Source organism: Pseudomonas sp. O230, from assembly GCF_045447035.1.
GTDB lineage: Bacteria > Pseudomonadota > Gammaproteobacteria > Pseudomonadales > Pseudomonadaceae > Aquipseudomonas.
The window spans coordinates 400366-420449 of record NZ_JBJGXN010000004.1; the positions used below are offsets into that span (position 1 = coordinate 400366).

At 58.9% G+C, this 20084-nt stretch carries 20 protein-coding genes and 1 tRNA gene; 13 read left to right on the forward strand and 8 right to left on the reverse strand.

Annotation, left to right across the window (positions count from 1 at the left end):
* Window positions 1–39: 39 nt before the first annotated feature.
* From ruvA to nadA, 13 genes are all read left to right on the forward strand, one after another.
* The gene (ruvA, locus tag ACI77H_RS10695) at window positions 40–654 is read left to right on the forward strand and encodes a Holliday junction branch migration protein RuvA (protein ID WP_407011871.1); all 615 of its coding nucleotides are present in this window, start codon (window positions 40–42) and stop codon (window positions 652–654) included.
* Window positions 655–1716, forward strand: a complete 1062-nt coding sequence (gene ruvB / locus ACI77H_RS10700) for a Holliday junction branch migration DNA helicase RuvB (RefSeq protein WP_407011872.1) — start codon at window positions 655–657, stop codon at window positions 1714–1716. It abuts the gene before it with no gap.
* A gap of 127 nt (window positions 1717–1843) precedes the next feature.
* Complete coding sequence (ybgC, locus tag ACI77H_RS10705; protein WP_407011873.1) at window positions 1844–2311, forward strand: tol-pal system-associated acyl-CoA thioesterase; 468 nt, start codon at window positions 1844–1846, stop codon at window positions 2309–2311.
* Window positions 2301–2996, forward strand: coding sequence for a protein TolQ (gene tolQ, locus ACI77H_RS10710; RefSeq protein ID WP_017340467.1), 696 nt, complete (start codon window positions 2301–2303; stop codon window positions 2994–2996). Before ybgC ends, tolQ begins: the two co-directional genes overlap by 11 nt.
* A 23-nt stretch (window positions 2997–3019) precedes the next feature.
* The gene (gene tolR, locus ACI77H_RS10715) at window positions 3020–3472 is read left to right on the forward strand and encodes a protein TolR (RefSeq protein ID WP_162491085.1); all 453 of its coding nucleotides are present in this window, start codon (window positions 3020–3022) and stop codon (window positions 3470–3472) included.
* Window positions 3472–4551 (forward strand): cell envelope integrity protein TolA, encoded by a 1080-nt coding sequence (gene tolA / locus ACI77H_RS10720; protein WP_407011874.1) that lies wholly within the window; start codon window positions 3472–3474, stop codon window positions 4549–4551. Before tolR ends, tolA begins: the two co-directional genes overlap by 1 nt.
* Window positions 4552–4568: 17 nt before the next feature.
* Entirely contained in the window at window positions 4569–5849 is a 1281-nt protein-coding gene (gene tolB / locus ACI77H_RS10725; protein WP_191623732.1) for a Tol-Pal system beta propeller repeat protein TolB, read from the forward strand.
* A gap of 52 nt (window positions 5850–5901) precedes the next feature.
* Entirely contained in the window at window positions 5902–6399 is a 498-nt protein-coding gene (gene pal / locus ACI77H_RS10730; RefSeq protein ID WP_003178634.1) for a peptidoglycan-associated lipoprotein Pal, read from the forward strand.
* Window positions 6400–6405: 6 nt separating this feature from the next.
* The gene (gene ybgF / locus ACI77H_RS10735) at window positions 6406–7239 is read left to right on the forward strand and encodes a tol-pal system protein YbgF (RefSeq protein WP_407011875.1); all 834 of its coding nucleotides are present in this window, start codon (window positions 6406–6408) and stop codon (window positions 7237–7239) included.
* A gap of 166 nt (window positions 7240–7405) precedes the next feature.
* Window positions 7406–8053 (forward strand): 7-carboxy-7-deazaguanine synthase QueE, encoded by a 648-nt coding sequence (queE, locus tag ACI77H_RS10740; protein WP_407011876.1) that lies wholly within the window; start codon window positions 7406–7408, stop codon window positions 8051–8053.
* 1 nt (window position 8054) lies between these two features.
* Complete coding sequence (queC, locus tag ACI77H_RS10745; protein ID WP_407011877.1) at window positions 8055–8747, forward strand: 7-cyano-7-deazaguanine synthase QueC; 693 nt, start codon at window positions 8055–8057, stop codon at window positions 8745–8747.
* A gap of 63 nt (window positions 8748–8810) precedes the next feature.
* Window positions 8811–8886, forward strand: a tRNA-Lys gene (locus ACI77H_RS10750).
* 273 nt (window positions 8887–9159) lie between these two features.
* Complete coding sequence (nadA, locus tag ACI77H_RS10755) at window positions 9160–10218, forward strand: quinolinate synthase NadA (protein WP_407011878.1); 1059 nt, start codon at window positions 9160–9162, stop codon at window positions 10216–10218.
* 134 nt (window positions 10219–10352) lie between these two features.
* Here the strand turns inward: nadA and ACI77H_RS10760 are convergent, their stop codons facing one another.
* The 8 genes from ACI77H_RS10760 to ACI77H_RS10795 form a co-directional block, all read right to left on the reverse strand.
* The gene (locus ACI77H_RS10760; RefSeq protein ID WP_407011879.1) at window positions 10353–10841 is read right to left on the reverse strand and encodes an RDD family protein; all 489 of its coding nucleotides are present in this window, start codon (window positions 10839–10841) and stop codon (window positions 10353–10355) included.
* A gap of 96 nt (window positions 10842–10937) precedes the next feature.
* Window positions 10938–11150 (reverse strand): cold-shock protein, encoded by a 213-nt coding sequence (locus ACI77H_RS10765; RefSeq protein ID WP_007977299.1) that lies wholly within the window; start codon window positions 11148–11150, stop codon window positions 10938–10940.
* Between the two features lie 391 nt (window positions 11151–11541).
* Window positions 11542–12666 (reverse strand): glycine cleavage system aminomethyltransferase GcvT, encoded by a 1125-nt coding sequence (gcvT, locus tag ACI77H_RS10770; protein WP_407011880.1) that lies wholly within the window; start codon window positions 12664–12666, stop codon window positions 11542–11544.
* A 41-nt stretch (window positions 12667–12707) separates the two neighbouring features.
* Window positions 12708–14084 carry an L-serine ammonia-lyase gene (locus ACI77H_RS10775; protein ID WP_407011881.1) on the reverse strand — a complete coding sequence of 459 codons (1377 nt, stop codon included), beginning with the start codon at window positions 14082–14084 and terminating at the stop codon, window positions 12708–12710.
* Window positions 14085–14290: 206 nt separating this feature from the next.
* Window positions 14291–17143, reverse strand: coding sequence for an aminomethyl-transferring glycine dehydrogenase (gcvP, locus tag ACI77H_RS10780; protein ID WP_407011882.1), 2853 nt, complete (start codon window positions 17141–17143; stop codon window positions 14291–14293).
* 11 nt (window positions 17144–17154) lie between these two features.
* A complete protein-coding gene (gene gcvH / locus ACI77H_RS10785; RefSeq protein ID WP_084318989.1) occupies window positions 17155–17538 on the reverse strand; it encodes a glycine cleavage system protein GcvH in 384 nt (127 codons plus the stop codon).
* Window positions 17539–17971: 433 nt separating this feature from the next.
* On the reverse strand, window positions 17972–19480 hold the full coding sequence (locus ACI77H_RS10790) for a sigma-54-dependent transcriptional regulator (protein WP_407011883.1): 1509 nt from the start codon (window positions 19478–19480) through the stop codon (window positions 17972–17974).
* Between the two features lie 234 nt (window positions 19481–19714).
* Window positions 19715–20074 (reverse strand): DUF5064 family protein, encoded by a 360-nt coding sequence (locus ACI77H_RS10795; RefSeq protein WP_407011884.1) that lies wholly within the window; start codon window positions 20072–20074, stop codon window positions 19715–19717.
* Between the last annotated feature and the right edge of the window lie 10 nt (window positions 20075–20084).

Below are 20084 nucleotides of genomic sequence, written 5' to 3' on the forward strand. Positions count from 1 at the left end.
GCCAGCCACCGAACTGGCCAACGCTCAAGGATCTGAAACGTGATTGGACGCTTGCGCGGCACACTGGCTGAGAAACAGCCACCGCACCTGATTCTGGATGTAAACGGTCTGGGGTATGAGCTGGAAGTGCCCATGACCACGCTGTATCGCTTGCCGTCGGTCGGTGAACCGCTGACGTTGCACACCCATTTGGTCGTACGCGAAGACGCGCAGTTACTCTATGGTTTTGCCAGCAAGCGTGAGCGAGACTTTTTTCGCGAATTGATCCGTCTCAATGGTGTAGGGCCGAAATTGGCCCTGGCGTTGATGTCGAGCCTGGAAGTCGATGAGCTGGTACGTTGCGTGCAATCCCAGGACACCTCGGCCCTGACCAAGGTGCCGGGCGTCGGCAAGAAGACCGCCGAGCGTTTGCTGGTGGAACTCAAGGATCGCTTCAAGGCGTGGGAAACTGTACCAGCGATGTTCGCTCTGGTGCCGAACCAGCCGGGTGGGCCGGATGTGGCGCCAGTCGCCACCGCCGAAAACGACGCGGTCAGCGCACTGATTTCCCTGGGCTACAAGCCGCAGGAAGCCAGCAAGGCGATTTCCGCGATCAAGGAGAAAGGTTTGAGCAGTGAAGACATGATTCGTCGTGCCCTGAAGGGAATGATCTAAGTGATTGAAGCTGATCGTCTGATAGCCGCCACGCCGGGCCCGCGCGACCGCGAGGAAGTCCAGGATCGGGCGATTCGTCCTGTCAGCCTGGCCGAATACATTGGCCAGCCGACCGTTCGCGAGCAAATGGAGTTGTTCATCCAGGCTGCCCGTGGGCGTAACGAATCCCTGGACCACACGCTGATCTTCGGCCCGCCGGGCCTGGGTAAAACCACCTTGGCCAATATCATCGCCCAGGAAATGGGCGTGTCGATCAAAAGCACCTCGGGTCCGGTGCTTGAACGCCCGGGTGACCTCGCCGCGCTGCTGACCAACCTTGAGCCGCACGACGTGCTGTTCATCGACGAAATCCACCGCTTGTCGCCGATTGTCGAAGAAGTGCTGTACCCGGCGATGGAAGATTTCCAGCTCGACATCATGATCGGCGAAGGCCCGGCTGCCCGTTCGATCAAGCTGGATCTGCCGCCGTTCACGCTGGTGGGGGCGACGACGCGCGCCGGCATGCTGACCAATCCGCTGCGCGACCGCTTCGGCATCGTCCAGCGTCTTGAGTTCTACAGCACCGCCGACCTGGCGACGATTGTCAGCCGTTCGGCGACTATCCTTGGCTTGCCGCTGGACCCGGAAGGGGCTTTTGAAATCGCCCGCCGTGCCCGTGGTACTCCGCGGATCGCCAACCGACTGTTGCGCCGGGTGCGTGATTTCGCCGAAGTTCGTGCCAATGGCCACATCACCAAACCGATTGCAGATCTCGCGTTGAATCTGCTGGATGTCGACGAGCGTGGCTTCGACCACCAGGACCGACGTCTGCTGTTGACCATGATCGAGAAGTTCGACGGTGGACCGGTCGGCGTAGACAGTCTGGCCGCCGCGATCAGCGAAGAGCGTCACACGATCGAAGACGTGCTGGAGCCGTATCTGATCCAGCAGGGCTATATCATGCGCACACCGCGGGGGCGGGTGGTCACTCGGCATGCCTATCTGCATTTCGGTTTAAATATTCCGTCACGATTGGGCGAGATGCCCGTGGTAGACGAGTTCCTCGATGCCGTGGACGATTAATTAACATTTGCGGGCAGATTTTTCGGGCATTGTGCTGTCCTAGGACCGTGGTTTTGCCAGAAAGCCGTGAATCAATGAAAAACAGTTGCCTCGCCGGATTGGCAACCTGAGGAGTAAGCACTAGAGTATGCGCGCGCAAAACGGGCTTGAGCCGTTCGCACATCGTTGTCGCGTTTATTACGAGGACACCGATGCGGGCGGCATCGTGTATTACGTAAATTACCTCAAGTTTATGGAACGGGCTCGAACCGAGCGGCTCCGGGAGCTGGGCTTTGCCCAATCCCAGCTGGCAGGGGAGGACCTGTTGTTTGTCGTGCATTCCAGCGAAGCGCGTTACCACGCGCCGGCGCGACTGGACGACGAGCTGTTGGTAAGCGCTGAAGTAATCGAATTGAACCGTGTCAGCCTGCGCTTTAAACAGCAGGTCAGGCGAGCCACGGATAATGCGCTGCTCTGTGAAGGGCAGTTTTTGGTGGCCTGTGTGCGCACTGACAGTTTGAAACCCCGGGCCATTCCCGAAGCTCTACGTGCGGCCTTTGCCGGCGTGAGCGGCGCGGGTACACACTCAAAGCAGGAGATAAAGCGTGGAAGCTAACGTCGTCGACCATTCCTCCATGTGGAGCCTGGTCAGCAATGCCAGTATCGTGGTGCAACTGGTAATGCTGATCCTGGTAGCCGCATCGGTGACCTCATGGATCATGATTTTTCAGCGCAGCAACTTGCTGCGCGCCGGTCGACGTGCCCTGGAGAGCTTTGAAGAGCGCTTCTGGTCGGGTATTGACCTGTCCAAACTCTACCGTCAGGCCGGCAGCAACCCTGATCCGGATTCTGGCGTCGAGCAGATCTTCCGTGCCGGTTTCAAAGAGTTCTCCCGTCTGCGCCAGCAGCCAGGCGTTGACCCGGAAGCGGTCATGGAAGGCGTAGCCCGTGCCATGCGTGTCGCTATTTCCCGCGAAGAAGAAAAGCTCGAGCAGAGCCTGCCGTTCCTCGCCACTGTCGGTTCCGTCAGCCCGTACATCGGTCTGTTCGGTACCGTCTGGGGCATCATGAACTCCTTCCGTGGTCTGGCGACTGCCCAGCAAGCAACCCTGGCCACCGTGGCTCCAGGTATTGCCGAGGCACTGATTGCCACCGCGATCGGCCTGTTCGCCGCCATCCCGGCCGTTATCGCCTACAACCGTTTTGCCGCTCGCAGCGAAACGCTGATCAGCCGCTACTACACCTTCGCCGATGAATTCCAGGCGATCCTGCACCGCAAAGTGCACACCAGCGAAGAATAAGCAGGTAATTTCCAATGGCTTTAATCGCTCGAGCTCGCAAAAAGCGCAAGCCGGTCGCCGAGATGAACGTGGTGCCTTACATCGACGTGATGCTGGTACTGCTGGTCATCTTCATGGTGACCGCGCCGATGCTCAATCAGGGCGTGAAAGTTGATCTGCCCAAGGTTTCCAGCGAAGCCTTGCCGCAGGACAACAACACCCAGGTCCTGACCATTTCGATCAAGGCTGACAAGACCTACTACTGGAACCTTGGCAGCGAAGTCGACACGCAAAAGCAGCAGGACAAGGCAATGACCTTGCCGCAAATGACTGACGCCGTGACCAAGATCATTCGCGCCGGCACCGAAGGCGGCAAGCGTACCCAAGTGTTCATTCGCGGTGACAAGACCGTTGATTACGGCTCCGTCATGGGTGCGATGGGTGGGTTGCAGAAAGCCGGAGTCGGTAACGTTGGCTTGATTACCGAGGCGCCCTGATGCAGCAACAGCGAGAGCCAACAGCCTCGGAAAGCTACTTCTGGCCTAGTGTCTGGGCGATTGTCTTGCACGTGCTGGTTTTCGGCATGCTGTTCGTCAGTTTTGCCTTCACACCGGAGCTCCCGCCGGCCAAGCCGATTGTCCAGGCGACCCTGTACCAACTGAAATCGAAAAGTCAGGCGACCACCCAGACCAATCAGAAGATTGCGGGTGAGGCGAAGAAATCCGCCGCGCGCCAGACCGAAGTCGAACAGATGGAGCAGAAGTTGATCGAGCAGGAAGCGATCAAGGCCGCGGAACAAAAGAAGGAAGACTCAGCTCAAAAAGCCGAAGAATCCAAGAAAGCCGACGAGACCAAGAAAGCGGAAGAGGCTAAAAAGGCTGATGAAGCCAAGAAGGCCGACGAAGCGAAGAAGACCGCCGAAGCCAAAAAGGCCGAAGAGAAACAATTGGCTGATATAGCCAAGAAGAAATCTGAAGAAGAAGCCAAGAAAGCGGCTGAAGAAGAGGCCAAAAAAGCGGCCACTGAAGAAGCCAAGAAGAAGATCGTCGAAGACGCGAAGAAGAAAGCCGCGGAAGACGCCAAGAAGAAATCTGAAGCTGAAGAGGCGAAAAAGAAAGTCGCCGAAGATGCGAAGAAGAAAGCTGCTGCCGATGCTGCGAAGAAGAAATCGCAGGAAGCGGCACGTAAATCCGCCGAAGAGAAAAAGGCTCAGGCCCTGGCAGATTTGCTTTCCGACACGCCGCAGCGTCAGCAGGCCTTGGCGGATGAGCAGGGTGACGAAGTCGCCGGCAGTTTCGATGATTTGATTCGTGCTCGTGCAGCGGAAGGCTGGGCTCGTCCACCTTCGGCACGCAAAGGCATGACGGTCGTGCTGCAAATCGGCATGTTGCCGGACGGTACGGTGACTTCGGTCAGCGTGTCCAAGTCCAGTGGTGACGGTCCGTTTGACGCTTCGGCTGTAGCGGCGGTCAAGAATATTGGACGTTTGACAGAAATGCAGGGAATGAAGCCGGGCGATTTCGCCCCGTATCGTTCATTCAAGATGACATTCACACCTGAGGATCTAGCCTTGTGAGAAACCTTCTTCGAGGAATGCTTGTCGTGATCTGCTGCATGGCAGGGATAGCGGCGGCAGATGAAAAAAACATTCTGGTCACCAGCGGCAGTGATCGGGCAACTCCGATCGCCGTTGTTCCGTTCGGCAACCAGGGCGGTAGCGTGCTGCCGGACGACATGGCCGAGATCATCGGTAACGACCTGCGCAACTCGGGTTACTACTCGCCGATTCCAAAGCAGAACATGATCAGCCAGCCGAGCCAGGCCAGCGAAATCATCTACCGTGACTTCAAGGCGCTCGGCGCTCAGTACGTCATGGTTGGCAGCATTGCTCCAGCGGGCGGTCGCCTGCAGGTTCAATATGCACTGTTCAACGTCGCCACCGAACAGCAAGTGCTGACCGGCAGCGTGTCGGGCAGCGTTGATCAACTGCGCGACATGTCGCACTACATTGCGGACCAGTCGTTCGAAAAACTCACCGGTATCAAAGGTGCGTTCTCGACACGTCTGCTGTACGTGACTGCAGAGCGTTTCTCCGAGAAGAACACGCGCTACACGCTGCAACGTTCGGATTATGACGGTGCCCGCGCCGTGACTCTGCTGCAATCGCGCGAGCCGATCCTGTCGCCGCGTTTCGCACCGGATGGCAAGCGCATCGCTTATGTGTCGTTCGAGCAGAAGCGTCCGCGCATTTTCATGCAGAACATCGACACCGGTCGCCGTGAGCAGATCACCAACTTCGAAGGCCTGAATGGCGCGCCAGCCTGGTCACCGGATGGCAATCGACTGGCGTTCGTGCTGTCGAAAGACGGTAACCCGGACATCTATGTGATGAACCTGGGTTCGCGTCAGATCACTCGCGTCACTAACGGTCCCGGCATCAACACCGAACCGTTCTGGGGCAAGGATGGTTCGACCCTCTACTTCACTTCAGACCGGGGCGGCAAGCCTCAGATCTACAAATCCAGCGTTAGCGGCGGCGGTGCGGAGCGTGTGACCTTTATCGGTAACTACAACGCCAACCCTAAGCTTTCGGCTGATGAAAAGACCTTGGTGATGATCCATCGCCAGGATGGCTTCACTAATTTCAAGGTGGCGGCCCAGGATTTGCAGCGCGGAAGCGTAAAAATCCTCACTGATAGCACTCTGGACGAGTCGCCTACTGTTGCGCCCAACGGCACCATGGTAATCTACGCCACCCGCCAGCAGGGCCGGGGAGTCTTGATGCTCGTGTCCATTAATGGACGCGTAAGGCTCCCGCTTCCTACCGCACAAGGCGAAGTCAGAGAACCTTCCTGGTCCCCTTACCTGAACTGACGCGGCGCTACACGTTTCACTTAACACACTGGGGTTCATTAGGAGTTTCACGATGGAAATGCTGAAGTTTGGTAAATTTGCTGCGCTGGCTCTGGCCATGGCTGTAGCTGTAGGTTGCTCGTCCAAAGGCGGCGACAACGCCGGTGAAGGCGCTGTTGATCCAAACGCTGGTTACGGCGCTAACACTGGTGCCGTTGATGGCTCCCTGAGCGAAGAAGCTGCTCTGCGCGCAATCACCACCTTCTACTTCGAATACGACAGCTCGGACCTGAAGCCAGAAGCCATGCGCGCTCTGGACGTTCACGCCAAAGACCTGAAAGCAAACGGCGCTCGCGTTGTTCTGGAAGGCAACACCGACGAACGTGGTACTCGTGAGTACAACATGGCACTGGGCGAGCGTCGTGCGAAAGCCGTTCAACGCTACCTGGTACTGCAAGGTGTTTCCCCAGCTCAGCTGGAACTGGTTTCCTACGGCGAAGAGCGTCCAGTTGCTACCGGTAACGACGAGCAGTCCTGGGCTCAAAACCGTCGCGTCGAACTGCGTAAGTAATTCGTCATGCGAACGTGCCGTCGTGCTGTAACTGTTTTGGCTCTCAGCCTCGCACCGCTTGCGGTGTGGGCTGCGGTTCCTGTGGTCGAGGACAATTCCGGCTATAACAATAGCGGGAGTAGTTATCCGCCTGCGGGTTACGGTACGAACGGCGCCTATGCCGGGGGAGGGGTTTCGGCCCCTGTCTCGGCACAGGGCGAGCTGTTCAACCAACTGCAATCGATGCAGGAGCAGATCTCGCGCCAACAAGGTGTGATTGAAGTTCTGCAAAATGATGTAGCGCGTATGAAGCAGGAAAACCTGGAGCGATACCAGGATCTTGATCGGCGCATTGGAACCGGCGTTGCACCAGCCGCGACTCCACAGAATTCTTCTTCCGGTGGCGAACTGAATGCCCCCGGCGCAGCAGCAGGTGCAGGGGCGGCAGCCGCTCAAGCGCCTGCCGCGGGTAGCGAACCGGCGGATCCGGCGAAGGAAAAACTGTATTACGATGCGGCCTTCGACTTGATCAAAGCCAAGGATTTCGATAAAGCCAGCCAGGCTTTCTCGGCTTTCCTGCGCAAATACCCGAACAGCCAATATGCGGGCAATGCCCAGTACTGGTTGGGCGAAGTGAACCTGGCCAAAGGCGATCTGCAAGGTGCAGGTCAGGCTTTTGCCAAGGTTTCGCAGCTGTACCCAAAGCACAACAAAGTGCCTGATTCGTTGTACAAGCTGGCTGATGTAGAGCGCCGCCTCGGTCATCCCGACAAGGTAAAAGGCATTCTGCAACAGGTTGTGTCCCAATATCCGGGCACTTCCGCCGCTCAGCTGGCCCAGCGCGATCTGCAACGCATGTAAGCCTGCTTGACCCATTTAGAAGAAACCCGCGCTTGTCGCGGGTTTTTTCGTTAGAATTCACGCCCTTTTTATGAAACACGCTTTTTGGGGCCTGCGCGTTGGCGGGGTTCCTTAAAGTGCCTGACGGAGGCGGACAGCCTGTTTAGCTGTTACGCCCGTGGCGACTATGCAAGAAACATTGAGAATCACCGAAGTTTTCTACTCGTTGCAGGGGGAAACGCGGACTGCCGGGCTGCCCACCGTTTTTGTGCGCCTGACCGGTTGCCCACTGCGTTGCCAATACTGTGACAGCGCCTATGCGTTCTCTGGCGGCACTGTCCGTACGCTCGACGACATCCTCGAGCAAGTGGCCGGTTTTCGCCCGCGTTATGTGTGTGTCACCGGTGGCGAGCCGCTGGCGCAACCCAATGCCATTCCATTGCTCAAGCAGTTGTGCGACGCCGGTTACGAAGTGTCACTGGAAACCAGTGGTGCACTGGATATCTCGGCGGTTGATTCACGCGTCAGTCGCGTAGTCGACCTGAAAACCCCAGGTTCGAAGGAAGCACATCGCAACCTTTACGAAAACATCGAACTGCTCACCCCCAACGACCAGGTGAAATTTGTCATCTGCTCGCGGGAAGACTACGACTGGGCCGTGTCGAAGCTGATTCAGTACGGTCTGGATCGCCGCGCTGGTGAAGTGCTGTTCTCGCCAAGCCACCATGACCTGAATGCTCGGGACCTGGCGGATTGGGTGGTGGCGGACAACCTGCCAGTGCGTCTGCAACTGCAGCTGCATAAATATCTTTGGAATGACGAGCCGGGGCGCTGATATGACTGAGCAACTGAATACTGCTGAAAAACGTGCAGTCATCCTGCTGTCCGGCGGACTCGACTCGGCGACGGTCGTGGCGATGGCTCGTGCTGAAGGCTACAGCTGCTACACGATGAGTTTCGATTATGGTCAGCGCTCTCGCGCCGAATTACACGCCGCCGAACGTGTTGCCCGGGACCTGGGTGTGGTTGAGCATAAAGTCATCGGTCTGAACCTGAATGGCATCGGCGGTTCGGCACTGACCGACAGCAGCATCGATGTGCCAGAAGAGGCGGGCGAAGGCATTCCGGTGACTTACGTGCCGGCTCGCAACACGGTGTTTCTCTCCCTCGCGCTAGGCTGGGCCGAAGTGCTCGGCGCGCGAGACATCTTCATCGGGGTGAACGCCGTCGATTACTCCGGCTATCCGGATTGCCGTCCCGAGTTCATCGAGTCTTTCGAGCGCATGGCCAATCTGGCAACCAAGGCCGGTGTCGAAGGCAATGGCTTCCGCATTCAGGCGCCCCTGCAAAACCTGAGCAAAGCACAGATCGTCCAGGCGGGCGTGAAGCTCGGTGTCGATTATGGCCTGACCGTTTCCTGCTATCAGGCGGACGATAAAGGCTACGCTTGCGGCAAATGCGACAGCTGCAGACTGCGTGCAGAAGGCTTTGCAGCGGCCGGAATCAGCGACCCAACACCTTATTTCTGATTTATTTCAAATAAGGTGTTGAATAACCTATAAAAATCAGTATTATACGCGCCACCACACAGCGGGTCGTTAGCTCAGTTGGTAGAGCAGTTGGCTTTTAACCAATTGGTCGTAGGTTCGAATCCCACACGACCCACCATTTTTGTAGCAGTTTTAAAAGTCTGGAAGGCCCACGAAAGTGAGGATTTCCGGATTTTTTTTTGCCCGCGATTTAAGGTTGGCTCAAGGCGGGGCTGCACCGCGTGACGCAGGTCAGAATGATCTTTTGCATCCACGGGATATTCTGTAGCCTTGCGCAACTTCAACGCTGTCCGTACCTGATGAATACTCACACTCCCGGCGGTACCCTGATGGGTCCGGAGCCGGGTGTATACTCGACTTTCGCGCGAAAGCGCCTGCAGGTCTTGCGAACATGACGCAGATTTCCGAACGCCTTCTGGTTCAAGCTCACCTCGACGCCAAGCAGCCCAAGCCGCTGACTGTCGAGGAAGAGGCTTATTACCGTGCCGCCATCGCCGCCGAGCTCAAGGCTCAGGACGCGGTGCTGGTTGCCCACTTCTATTGTGATCCAGTCATTCAAGCCCTGGCCGAAGAAACCGGTGGCTGCGTCTCCGACTCGCTGGAGATGGCCCGCTTCGGCAATGCTCACCCGGCCAAGACCGTGGTGGTCGCCGGTGTGAAATTCATGGGCGAGACGGCCAAAATCCTCAACCCTGAAAAACGCGTGTTGATGCCGACCCTGGAAGCGACCTGCTCGCTGGACCTGGGTTGCCCGGTGGAGGAGTTTTCTGCGTTCTGCGATCAGCACCCTGAACGCACTGTCGTGGTGTATGCCAATACATCAGCAGCCGTTAAAGCCCGGGCGGACTGGGTCGTGACTTCAAGCTGTGCGCTGGAAATCGTTGAAAGCCTGATGGATAACGGCGAGACGATCATCTGGGGCCCGGACAAACACCTGGGCACCTACATCCAGCGCCAGACCGGCGCCGACATGCTGCTGTGGGACGGTGCCTGCATCGTTCACGAAGAGTTCAAGTCCAAGCAGCTTGAAGACATGAAAGCGTTGTACCCGGACGCGGCCATTCTGGTGCACCCGGAATCGCCGACCTCGGTGATCGAACTGGCGGACGCCGTCGGCTCCACCAGTCAATTGATCGCAGCGGCGCAGAGCCTGCCGAACCAGACGCTGATCGTGGCCACCGACCGTGGCATCTTTTACAAGATGCAGCAGCTGTGCCCGGACAAGATCTTTATCGAGGCACCTACGGCAGGTAACGGCGCGGCGTGCCGCAGTTGCGCACACTGCCCGTGGATGGCGATGAATACGCTTGAGCGTACGCTGAAGGCCTTGAAGGAGGGGACGAACGAGATCTTTGTTGATCCGGCGTTGATTCCTCAGGCGATCCGCCCGTTGAAGCGCATGCTCGACTTTACGCAAGCAGCGCGGATGAGGCTGGCCGGTAACGCCTGAGTTTGTTCAGTCAAGTCGCAAAAACTGTGGGAGCGAGCTTGCTCGCGATAGCGGTCTGTCAGTCATATCAATGTTGACCGATGCGCCGCTATCGCGAGCAAGCTCGCTCCCACAGTGGTTTTCGTATGGCTGGATTACTTGGTCTTCTTCGGAATTCGAACCAGTTGCGTGTTCGAGTACATGTCATGCCAGCTGCGTTTCTGTTTATCGAACAGTGACCAGAAGAACCCAAGGCCAACGCACAACAGCGACGCAATCGACACGACAAAGCGCAGCAGCGCCTGCCACAGGCTGATGGATGAGCCATCGGCGTTCTGCACGCGGATGCACCATACCTGCATGCCCAGGGTCTGGCCGGACCAGGTCCAGAACTTGGCGAAAAAACCGAACAGCACAAACAGCAGCACAGTCGACAGCAGTGGATCGCCGTCCAATGCACCGGCTTCGGTCAGGGTGCGCATTTTGTCTTCGCCGATGATCGCCATCTGGATCATCTTGTAAAGCCCACTGGTGACGATCAGTAGAGCGGTGCACAGCAGGAAGTCATAGAACATTGCTGCCAGACGACGGCCCAGGGTCACGGCGGGAAAGTCGCCCTGAGGGTTGAGCAAGTGTTTCGACATGGCAGGGCTCTCGACGAAAAAAGAAGCCATTTTACGGATTTACGCGCACAAAAAAGCCCCTGATGTCAGCATCAGGGGCTTTTTCGTAACAGAAGGTTAGGCTTCTGCTTGTACTTCGTCAGCCTGCATGCCTTTCTGGCCTTGCACGGCGATGAAGGTCACTTTCTGGCCTTCTTTCAGGCTCTTGAAGCCGTTGCCCTGAATAGCGCGGAAATGCACGAACAGATCCGGACCGCTTTCTGGAGTGATAAAACCAAAACCTTTCTCGTCGTTAAACCACTTGACGGTACCGCTCTGACGTTGGGACATTTCTTATTTCCTTTGACGCAAAAATTAATGACAGTCTCCTTCTCATGAAAGAGTACTGGGGCTGGTTGCAGGAGAGTAAGAAGACGTCGAACGGGATGTAGCTAACTTGTAGGCTACTGCCCAGGTCACGATTCCAAGCGACCCATGCAAACACAGTGAACAAACTCTACGCCAACTATGGGAGAAAAAACAAGCCCCGCGAAAGGGCCGGTTTTGCTCAGGTTGACCGCAGTAGTTCGTGCACTAGTGTTGGCTTATTCGATAGTGGTGTTCAATTGTTTTCGGACGTTATAAGGCAAGTTCACAAACGAAGCGGCGCACTGTTTTATGGCGGTTGCGTTACACATTAGTGCACTGTTAACGCAACCGCGTTACTTATAGGAACAGTCAATCAGCCACGATAGTAGCGTTGTGGAACAAATGGCATTTTGCTTACAAGCAAGGGCACCTTTTTCCCACGAACGATTGCGAACACGGGCGTGTCGACGGCGATGTACGCGCTGTCGAGATAACCCATCGCCAGAGGACCGCCAAGGGTCGGACCGAAACCACCGCTGCAAACGCTACCGATGATGTCGCCTGCTTCATTGACGATCTCTGCGCCTTCACGCACGGGTGTACGTTCCTGGGGTAGCAGGCCTACGCGCTTGCGGCTGACACCGGCTTGCTGCTGGGCGAACACGCTTTCCGCGCCAGGGAAACCGCCGGCCCGCGCGCCATCGGTACGGCGCGGCTTGGAGATGGCCCACAACAGGCTCGCTTCAATCGGGGTAGTTTCGGTGTTCATGTCGTGGCCGTAGAGGCACAGGCCGGCTTCCAGGCGCAGCGAATCACGAGCCCCCAGGCCAATGGCCGCGACTTCTGGTTCGGCCAACAGGGCACGAGCCAATGCTTCGGCGTTGGCAGCCGGTACGGAGATTTCGAAACCGTCTTCACCGGTGTAGCCGGAGCGGCTGACAAAGCAGTCCACGCCCAGCAACTTCACGCGAGCGAACTGCATGAAGGTCATCTTCGCCACTTCTGGTGCCAGGCGTGCGAGCACCGTGACGGCGGCCGGGCCTTGCAACGCGAGCAGGGCGCGCTCTTCGAACAGCGGCTCGATAGTGCACTGATCACCGATGTGCTGGCGCAGATGCGCGAGGTCCTGATCCTTGCACGCGGCGTTGACCACCAGGAACAGTTCGTCGTTGCCCAGGTTGGCGACCATCAGGTCATCGAGGATACCGCCGGTCTCGTTGGTGAACATGGCGTAACGCTGCATGCCCACCGGCAGGTCGATGATGTCCACCGGCACCAGGGTTTCGAGGGCCTTGGCGGCATTGGCGCCGGTCAGGCGGATCTGGCCCATGTGCGAAACATCGAACAGCCCGGCCTGATCACGGGTGTGCTGGTGCTCTTTCATCACGCCCAACGGGTATTGCACCGGCATGTCGTAGCCGGCGAACGGCACCATGCGGGCGCCGAGTTCGATGTGCAGTGCGTGCAACGGGGTTTTCAACAGTTGTTCGGTGGACATATCCAGCTCCTGAAAAAGTGTGCAGATGCAGTGAGCGCGCATCAGCACTCGATAATGTTGACCGCCAAACCGCCACGGGCGGTTTCCTTGTATTTGCTTTTCATGTCGGCGCCGGTCTGGCGCATGGTGCGGATGACCTTGTCCAGCGAGACGAAGTGCTGACCGTCGCCGCGCAGGGCCATGCGCACGGCATTGATGGCCTTCACCGAACCCATCGCGTTGCGCTCGATGCAAGGCACTTGTACCAGCCCGCCAATCGGGTCGCAGGTCAGGCCGAGGTTGTGTTCCATGCCGATTTCGGCGGCGTTTTCCACTTGTTGCACAGTGCCGCCAAGCACTTCGCACAAGGCGCCGGCCGCCATCGAACAGGCCACGCCGACTTCACCCTGACAACCGACTTCGGCGCCGGAGATCGAGGCGTTTTCTTTGTAGAGAATGCCGATGGCCGCTGCGGTCAGCAGAAAACGTACGACGCCGTCTTCGTTGGCGCCGGGGATGAAGCGCATGTAGTAGTGCAAAACCGCCGGGACGATGCCCGCTGCGCCGTTGGTGGGCGCGGTAACCACGCGTCCGCCGTTGGCGTTTTCCTCGTTGACCGCCAAGGCGTACAGATTGACCCAGTCCAGTACCGACAGCGGATCGCGCAGGGCCGATTCCGGGTTCTTGCACAATTGCCGGTGCAACGCGGCGGCACGACGTTTGACCTTCAAACCGCCGGGCAGAATGCCTTCGTTGCGGCAACCGGCGTCGACGCAGTCCTGCATCACTTGCCAGATGTTCAGCAGGCCGGCGCGGGTTTCCGCTTCCGGGCGCCAGGCACTTTCGTTGGTCAGCATCACCTGGCTGATCGACAGGCCATAAGTGGCGCAATGACCGAGCAGGTCCTTGGCGCTTTTGAACGGGAAGGTCAGCGGCGTGGCGTCTTCGACGATGCGGTCGGCGCCGGCGGCGTCTTCATCGACGACGAAACCACCGCCGACCGAGTAGTACTCGCGACTGCGGATCTGTAGCCCCGCCGCGTCGAACGCGCGAAAGATCATGCCATTGGGGTGATAGGGCAATGGTTTACGGATCATCGCCAGGTGTTCTTTCTCGTTGAACGCAATGCTGTGTTCGCCGAGCAGGTTCAAGCGTCCGTTGCCACGAATCTCTTGCAGACGGGCGGCGACGGTTTCGGTGTTGACGGTGTCCGGGTGTTCACCTTCCAGGCCGAGCAACACAGCCTTGTCGCTGCCGTGGCCCTTGCCGGTGGCGCCGAGTGAGCCGTAGAGCTCGACTTTGACGCAGGTGGTGGCGGCCAGCAGCCCTTCACGGCGCAAGCCTTCGGCGAAACGCGCAGCGGCGCGCATCGGGCCGACGGTGTGGGAGCTGGAGGGGCCGATGCCAATCTTGAACAGGTCGAACACGCTTAACGACATGGTTGTTCTCCGGTTTCTTGTTATAGGAATTCGCGGAATCTTGGGCTTTGCACCGACCCCTGTGGGAGCGGGCTGGCTCGCGAAAGCGGTGTGTCAGGCAACATGGATGGTGCCTGAACCACCGCTTTCGCGAGCAAGCCCGCTCTCACAAGGGGATATACGGTGTTCTTGAAAGTGGGGGCGAGCAAGCCCGCCCCTACTCAGTTTTAAGCGTAGCTTTCGATCGACGGGCAGGCGCACACCAGGTTGCGATCGCCGAAGACGTTGTCGACGCGACCGACCGGCGGCCAGTATTTGCCTTCGATCAACGACGCGACCGGATACACAGCCTGCTCGCGGCTGTACGGATGCGTCCACTCGCCGACCAATTCCGCTGCGGTGTGCGGGGCGTTTTTCAGCGGGTTGTCGTCCTTGTCCAGCGTGCCGTTTTCCACTGCGCGGATTTCTTCGCGGATGCGGATCATGGCGTCGCAGAAGCGGTCCAGTTCTTCCTTGGATTCGCTTTCGGTCGGTTCGATCATCAGCGTGCCGGCGACCGGGAACGACATGGTCGGGGCGTGGAAACCGAAGTCGATCAGGCGCTTGGCGACGTCATCGACGCTGATGCCGCTGCTGTCTTTCAGCGGACGCAGGTCGAGGATGCATTCGTGGGCTACAAGGCCGTTGCTACCGGTGTACAGCACTGGGTAGTGCTCTTCGAGGCGACGGGAAATGTAGTTGGCATTGAGGATCGCCAATTGCGAAGCGCGCTTCAGACCGGCGCCACCCATCATCCGAATGTACATCCAGGTGATCGGCAAAATGCTTGCGCTGCCGAACGGTGCCGCGCAGACCGCGCCTTCCTTGCGCTCCATCTGGGCGTGGCCCGGCAGGAACGGGGTCAGGTGCGACTTGACGCCAATCGGGCCGACGCCCGGGCCGCCACCGCCGTGGGGGATGCAGAAGGTTTTGTGCAGGTTCAGGTGCGACACGTCGCCACCGAACTTGCCCGGCGCGCAGAGGCCGACCATTGCGTTCATGTTGGCGCCATCGATGTAGACCTGGCCGCCGTTGTCATGAACGATGCCGCAGATTTCGCGGATGCCTTCTTCGAACACGCCGTGGGTCGACGGGTAGGTGATCATCAGCGCGGCGAGGTGTTCGCGGTGCTCGATGGCCTTGGCGCGCAGGTCTTCGATGTCGACGTTGCCGCGTGCGTCGCAGGCGGTCACGACCACGCGCATGCCAGCCATGTTGGCGGTGGCCGGGTTGGTGCCGTGGGCGGACGACGGGATCAGGCAGATGTCGCGACGGTCTTCGCCACGGCTCTGGTGATAGGCGCGAATCGCCAGCAGGCCGGCGTACTCACCTTGCGAACCGGCGTTCGGTTGCAGCGAGATCGCGTCGTAACCGGTGGCGGCACAGAGCATCGCTTCCAGTTCATCGGTCAGTTGCTGGTAACCGGCACTTTGCGCGGCCGGGGCGAACGGGTGCAGGGCACCGAATTCAGCCCAGGTCACCGGGATCATTTCGCTGGCAGCGTTGAGTTTCATGGTGCACGAACCCAGCGGGATCATGGTGCGATCCAGGGCCAGGTCCTTGTCGGCGAGCTTGCGCAGGTAGCGCATCAGCTCGGTTTCCGAGTGATAACGGTTGAACACCGGGTGGCTGAGGATCGGCGACTGGCGAACCAGAGCGGCCGGGATGGTGCTAGCCACAGAGGCGGCGAGGGCGGCGAAGTCCGGCAGCGCTTTGCCGTCGGCGAACAAGGCCCACAGCGTTTCGACATCAGCTTGCGACGTGGTTTCGTCGAGGGACAGGCCCAGACGTTCGCCATCGACTACGCGCAGGTTGATCTGCTGCGCACGTGCCTTGTCGTGCAGTTTGGCGGTGTTGGCGCCGGTGTTCAGGGTCAGGGTGTCGAAGAAGCTGGCTTGCTCGACGGTCAGGCCCAGTGCGCTCAAGCCTTTGGCGAGGATCGCGGTCAGGTGATGAATGCGGTTGGCAATCTGCGTCAGGCCTTTCGGACCGTGGTACACGGCGTACATGCTGGCGATGTTGGCCAGCAGAACCTGTGCGGTGCAGATGTTGCTGGTGGCTTTCTCACGGCGGATATGTTGCTCGCGAGTCTGCATGGCCAGGCGCAGGGCCGGCTTGCCGAAACGGTCCACCGAGACACCGACCAGACGGCCCGGCATGTCGCGCTTGAACGCATCTTTGGTAGAGAAATAAGCCGCGTGCGGGCCACCGAAGCCCAGCGGCACGCCGAAGCGTTGTGCGCTGCCGATGGCCACGTCAGCGCCGAATTCACCCGGCGGGGTCAGCACGGTCAAGGCCAGCAGGTCAGCAGCGACCGCCACCAATGCATTGGCCGCGTGGAAGCGCTCGGTCAGTGCACGGTAATCAAACACGTCACCGTTGCTGGCCGGGTATTGCAGCAGCGCGCCGAAGAACGGCGTTACGTCGGTCAGTTCGAGTTCGTCGCCGACCACCACGTCGATGCCCAACGGCTCGGCACGGGTGCGCAGCACGTCGAGGGTTTGCGGGTGGCAATGCACGGAGGCGAAGAAGGCGTGGCTGCCCTTGTTCTTGCTCAGGCGCTTGCAGAAGGTCATTGCTTCGGCAGCGGCGGTGGCTTCATCGAGCAGCGAGGCGTTGGCGATCGGCAAACCGGTCAGGTCGCTGATCAGGGTCTGGAAGTTCAGCAGCGCTTCGAGACGACCCTGGGAAATTTCCGGTTGGTACGGGGTGTAGGCGGTGTACCAGGCCGGGTTTTCCAGCAGGTTGCGCAGGATCGGCGACGGCGTGTGCGTGCCGTAGTAACCCTGGCCGATGTAGGTCTTGAACAGCTGGTTCTTGGCGGCAATGCCTTTGATCAACGCCAGGGCGTCGGCTTCGCTCAGGCCGTCGTCCATGCCGAGGACGCTGGTGCCTTTGATGCTTTCCGGAATGACGCTGGCGCTCAGGGCTTCCAGTGAGTCGAAACCGAGGCTGTTGAGCATCGCTTGCTCATCGCCGGAACGCGGGCCGATGTGGCGCGCGATGAATTCGTTGGCGGTCGTAAGATTTACTTGAGTCATGTCAGCGCTCCTCAGGCTTCGGCGTTGGCTTTGATCAGACGGTCGTAAGCGTCCTGATCCAGCAGTTTGGCGACAGCCGAGGCGTCGGCAGGCTGGAAGCGGAAGAACCAGCCTTCGCCCAGCGGATCTTCGTTGACCAGTTCAGGGCTGCTGTCCAGCGCCGGGTTCACTTCCAGCACTTCGCCGTCGAGTGGCATGTACACGCCGCTGGCGGCTTTTACCGATTCCACGGTGGCGGCTTCTGCGCCTTTGTCGTAGGACTGCAGCTCAGGCAGTTGTACGAAAACCACGTCGCCCAGAGCGTTCTGTGCGAAAGCGGTGATGCCGACGGTGACGGTGCCATCAGCTTCGGTACGCAGCCATTCGTGATCTTCAGTAAAACGCAACTCGCTCATGGAAACTCCTAAGGGGGCCAGACTCGTCTGGTGGACGCGATTGAATGCTTGGGCAAAAGCCCTGCTTTATGGGTGGTTACTTAGCAAAATCGCGGCCAATGTTGTTTTTGTGTTTAAAAACAATAGCTTATGAGTTTCATGTGGCCGTTGTGTTGCAGCGACTGTAGCGAAATCGATACAGCGCGAGCCGAAGAAAAAAGCCTAGGTGGATCAAAGCCTTGCACTGCGGTCGTTAGGAGGGGGTGTATCGATATCATTCCGCTGTAGCGCTTTCAGTACAGGTGGAGGTCGTTTTTAGGCAGGATTTCGGTTGAACACAAAACCTGTGGGAGCGGGCTTGCCCGCGATGTCGTTCTAACATTCGACATGGATGTGGAATGTGATGGCCTCATCGCGGGCAAGCCCGCTCCCACAGGGATTTGCTTTGACTGGATTACGGCTTGTTGGGAATGCCGTACTTGCGCAACCGATGGGCAATTGCCGTGTGCGAAGTTTGCAGGCGGTTGGCCAATTGCCGGGTCGAGGGGTAGCTGACGTAGAGTTTTTCCAGCAGGGTCTTTTCGAACTCTTCCATCGCCTGTTCCAGGCTGTCGACCTCGCTGTCGCTCTGGCGCGCCACCGAGGTGCCGGCGATGTCGAGGTCGCCGATGTCCACCAGGCTGCTTTCGCAAATTGCCGCCGCGCGGAAGATCACGTTCTGCAATTGCCGCACGTTGCCTGGCCAGCGGTTGCCCAGCAGCGCCGGGTAAGTGCCCGGTGCCAGGCGACACACCGGGCGCTGAATCTGCGCGCAAGCCTGCTGCATGAAATAGCGCGCCAGCAGCAGAATGTCCTGGCCGCGTTCGCGCAGCGGCGGGACTTCGACATTGAGCACGTTGAGGCGATAGAACAGGTCTTCGCGGAACGAGCCTTCGCTGACCATTTTTTCCAGATCGCGGTGCGTGGCGCTGAGGATCCGCACGTTGACCTTCACCTCACGGTCACCGCCCACTCGACGGAAACTGCCGTCGTTGAGGAATCGCAACAATTTCGCCTGTAAGTACGGCGACATCTCGCCGATCTCATCGAGAAACACCGTGCCCTGGTTCGCCAATTCCATCAGCCCCGGTTTGCCACCCCGTTGTGCGCCGGTGAAGGCGCCGGGGGCGTAGCCGAACAGTTCGCTTTCGGCGAGGTTCTCTGGCAATGCCGCGCAGTTCAGCGCCAGGAAGGGTGACGTGTGCCGGGCACTGATGGCGTGACATGCGCGGGCCACCAGTTCTTTACCGGTGCCGGTTTCGCCCTGGATCAACAACGGCGCATCGAGGGCTGCAACCCGCTGCGCGCGGGCCTTGAGCGTACGAATCGCCGGGGATTCGCCGAGCAGTGCATCGAACCCTTCGGCATGGTCGTGGTGCAGTGCCGATAGGCGTTCGCCGATGCGATTCGGTTGATACAGCGTCAGCAGCGCGCCGGCGTCGGTGATCGGCGTGGCGTCCAGTAACAGGGTCTGGCCGTTGACGGTGATCTCTCGCAGCGGCAGGCGAAAGCCTTGTTCCAGCAGGGTGTCGAGCAGGGCGGGATCGGCAAACAGATCCGCGATGCTTTCACCGGCCGGTTCGCGACCGTACAGGGCGATCAGCGCCGGGTTGGCCAGCAGCACCTTGCCGTTGCTGTCCAGGGCCAGAACCGGGTCGGTCATCGCGGCTAGCAATGCATCGAGTTGCAAGTGCCGACGCTGACCGGGAAGGATGTCGACCACCGTCATCGCCTGCACACCACGCACACTGAGCAAGGCATCGCGCAGTTCTTCGAGCACGTCCGGGCTCAGGGTCGGAGCATCGATGTAAACGTTGGGCGGGACCATTTCCACCGCATCCAGATTGAGATTGCGCCCACCGAGCAGGGCCAGGACTTCCTGGGTGATGCCGACGCGGTCGATGAAGCTGACGTGGATACGCATGGGGCGATTTTTGGTTCTGGAGTGCGGAGGGTGGCAAGTATGCCTTGCAGGAGGGTGTTAGGTGAAATCCAGCGCAAGCCTCGCGCCACTCCACAATCCCTGTGGGAGCGGGCTTGCTCGCGAAAGCGGTGTGTCAGTCGCCATCAATGTTGCCTGACACTCCGCATTCGCGAGCAAGCCCGCTCCCACAGTTGATTGTTGGTGTTCGCAGAATTGTGTTCGGCACAGAACCCTTTATTCCAGGTGTTCGGGTTTCACCGGATCACCGGATTTGACGTCGAGCTGAGCCCGCACATCTTCGAACATTTCGTCGTAGGTCTTATGCATCGACGCGATGTTGGCGCTGGTGGGCATGCCGTGCTTTTGTGCGATGTGTGTGGCATGCCGGGCGAAATCAAACGCCTGGTCCTTGGGCAGGAAGAATTCTTCCGTCAGGTCTTTGCCCTCAATGCTGCCGTGCATCTTGAACAGCATGCCTTTGCCTTCCTTGGGATCCTGGGTGACTTCATAGTCGATGCACAGGTTGTAGCTGTAATCGTCCTTGTTCAGCGCGTGGCGCTCAATGTGCAAATGACCGGGCTCGAACGTAGCCATATTCATCTCT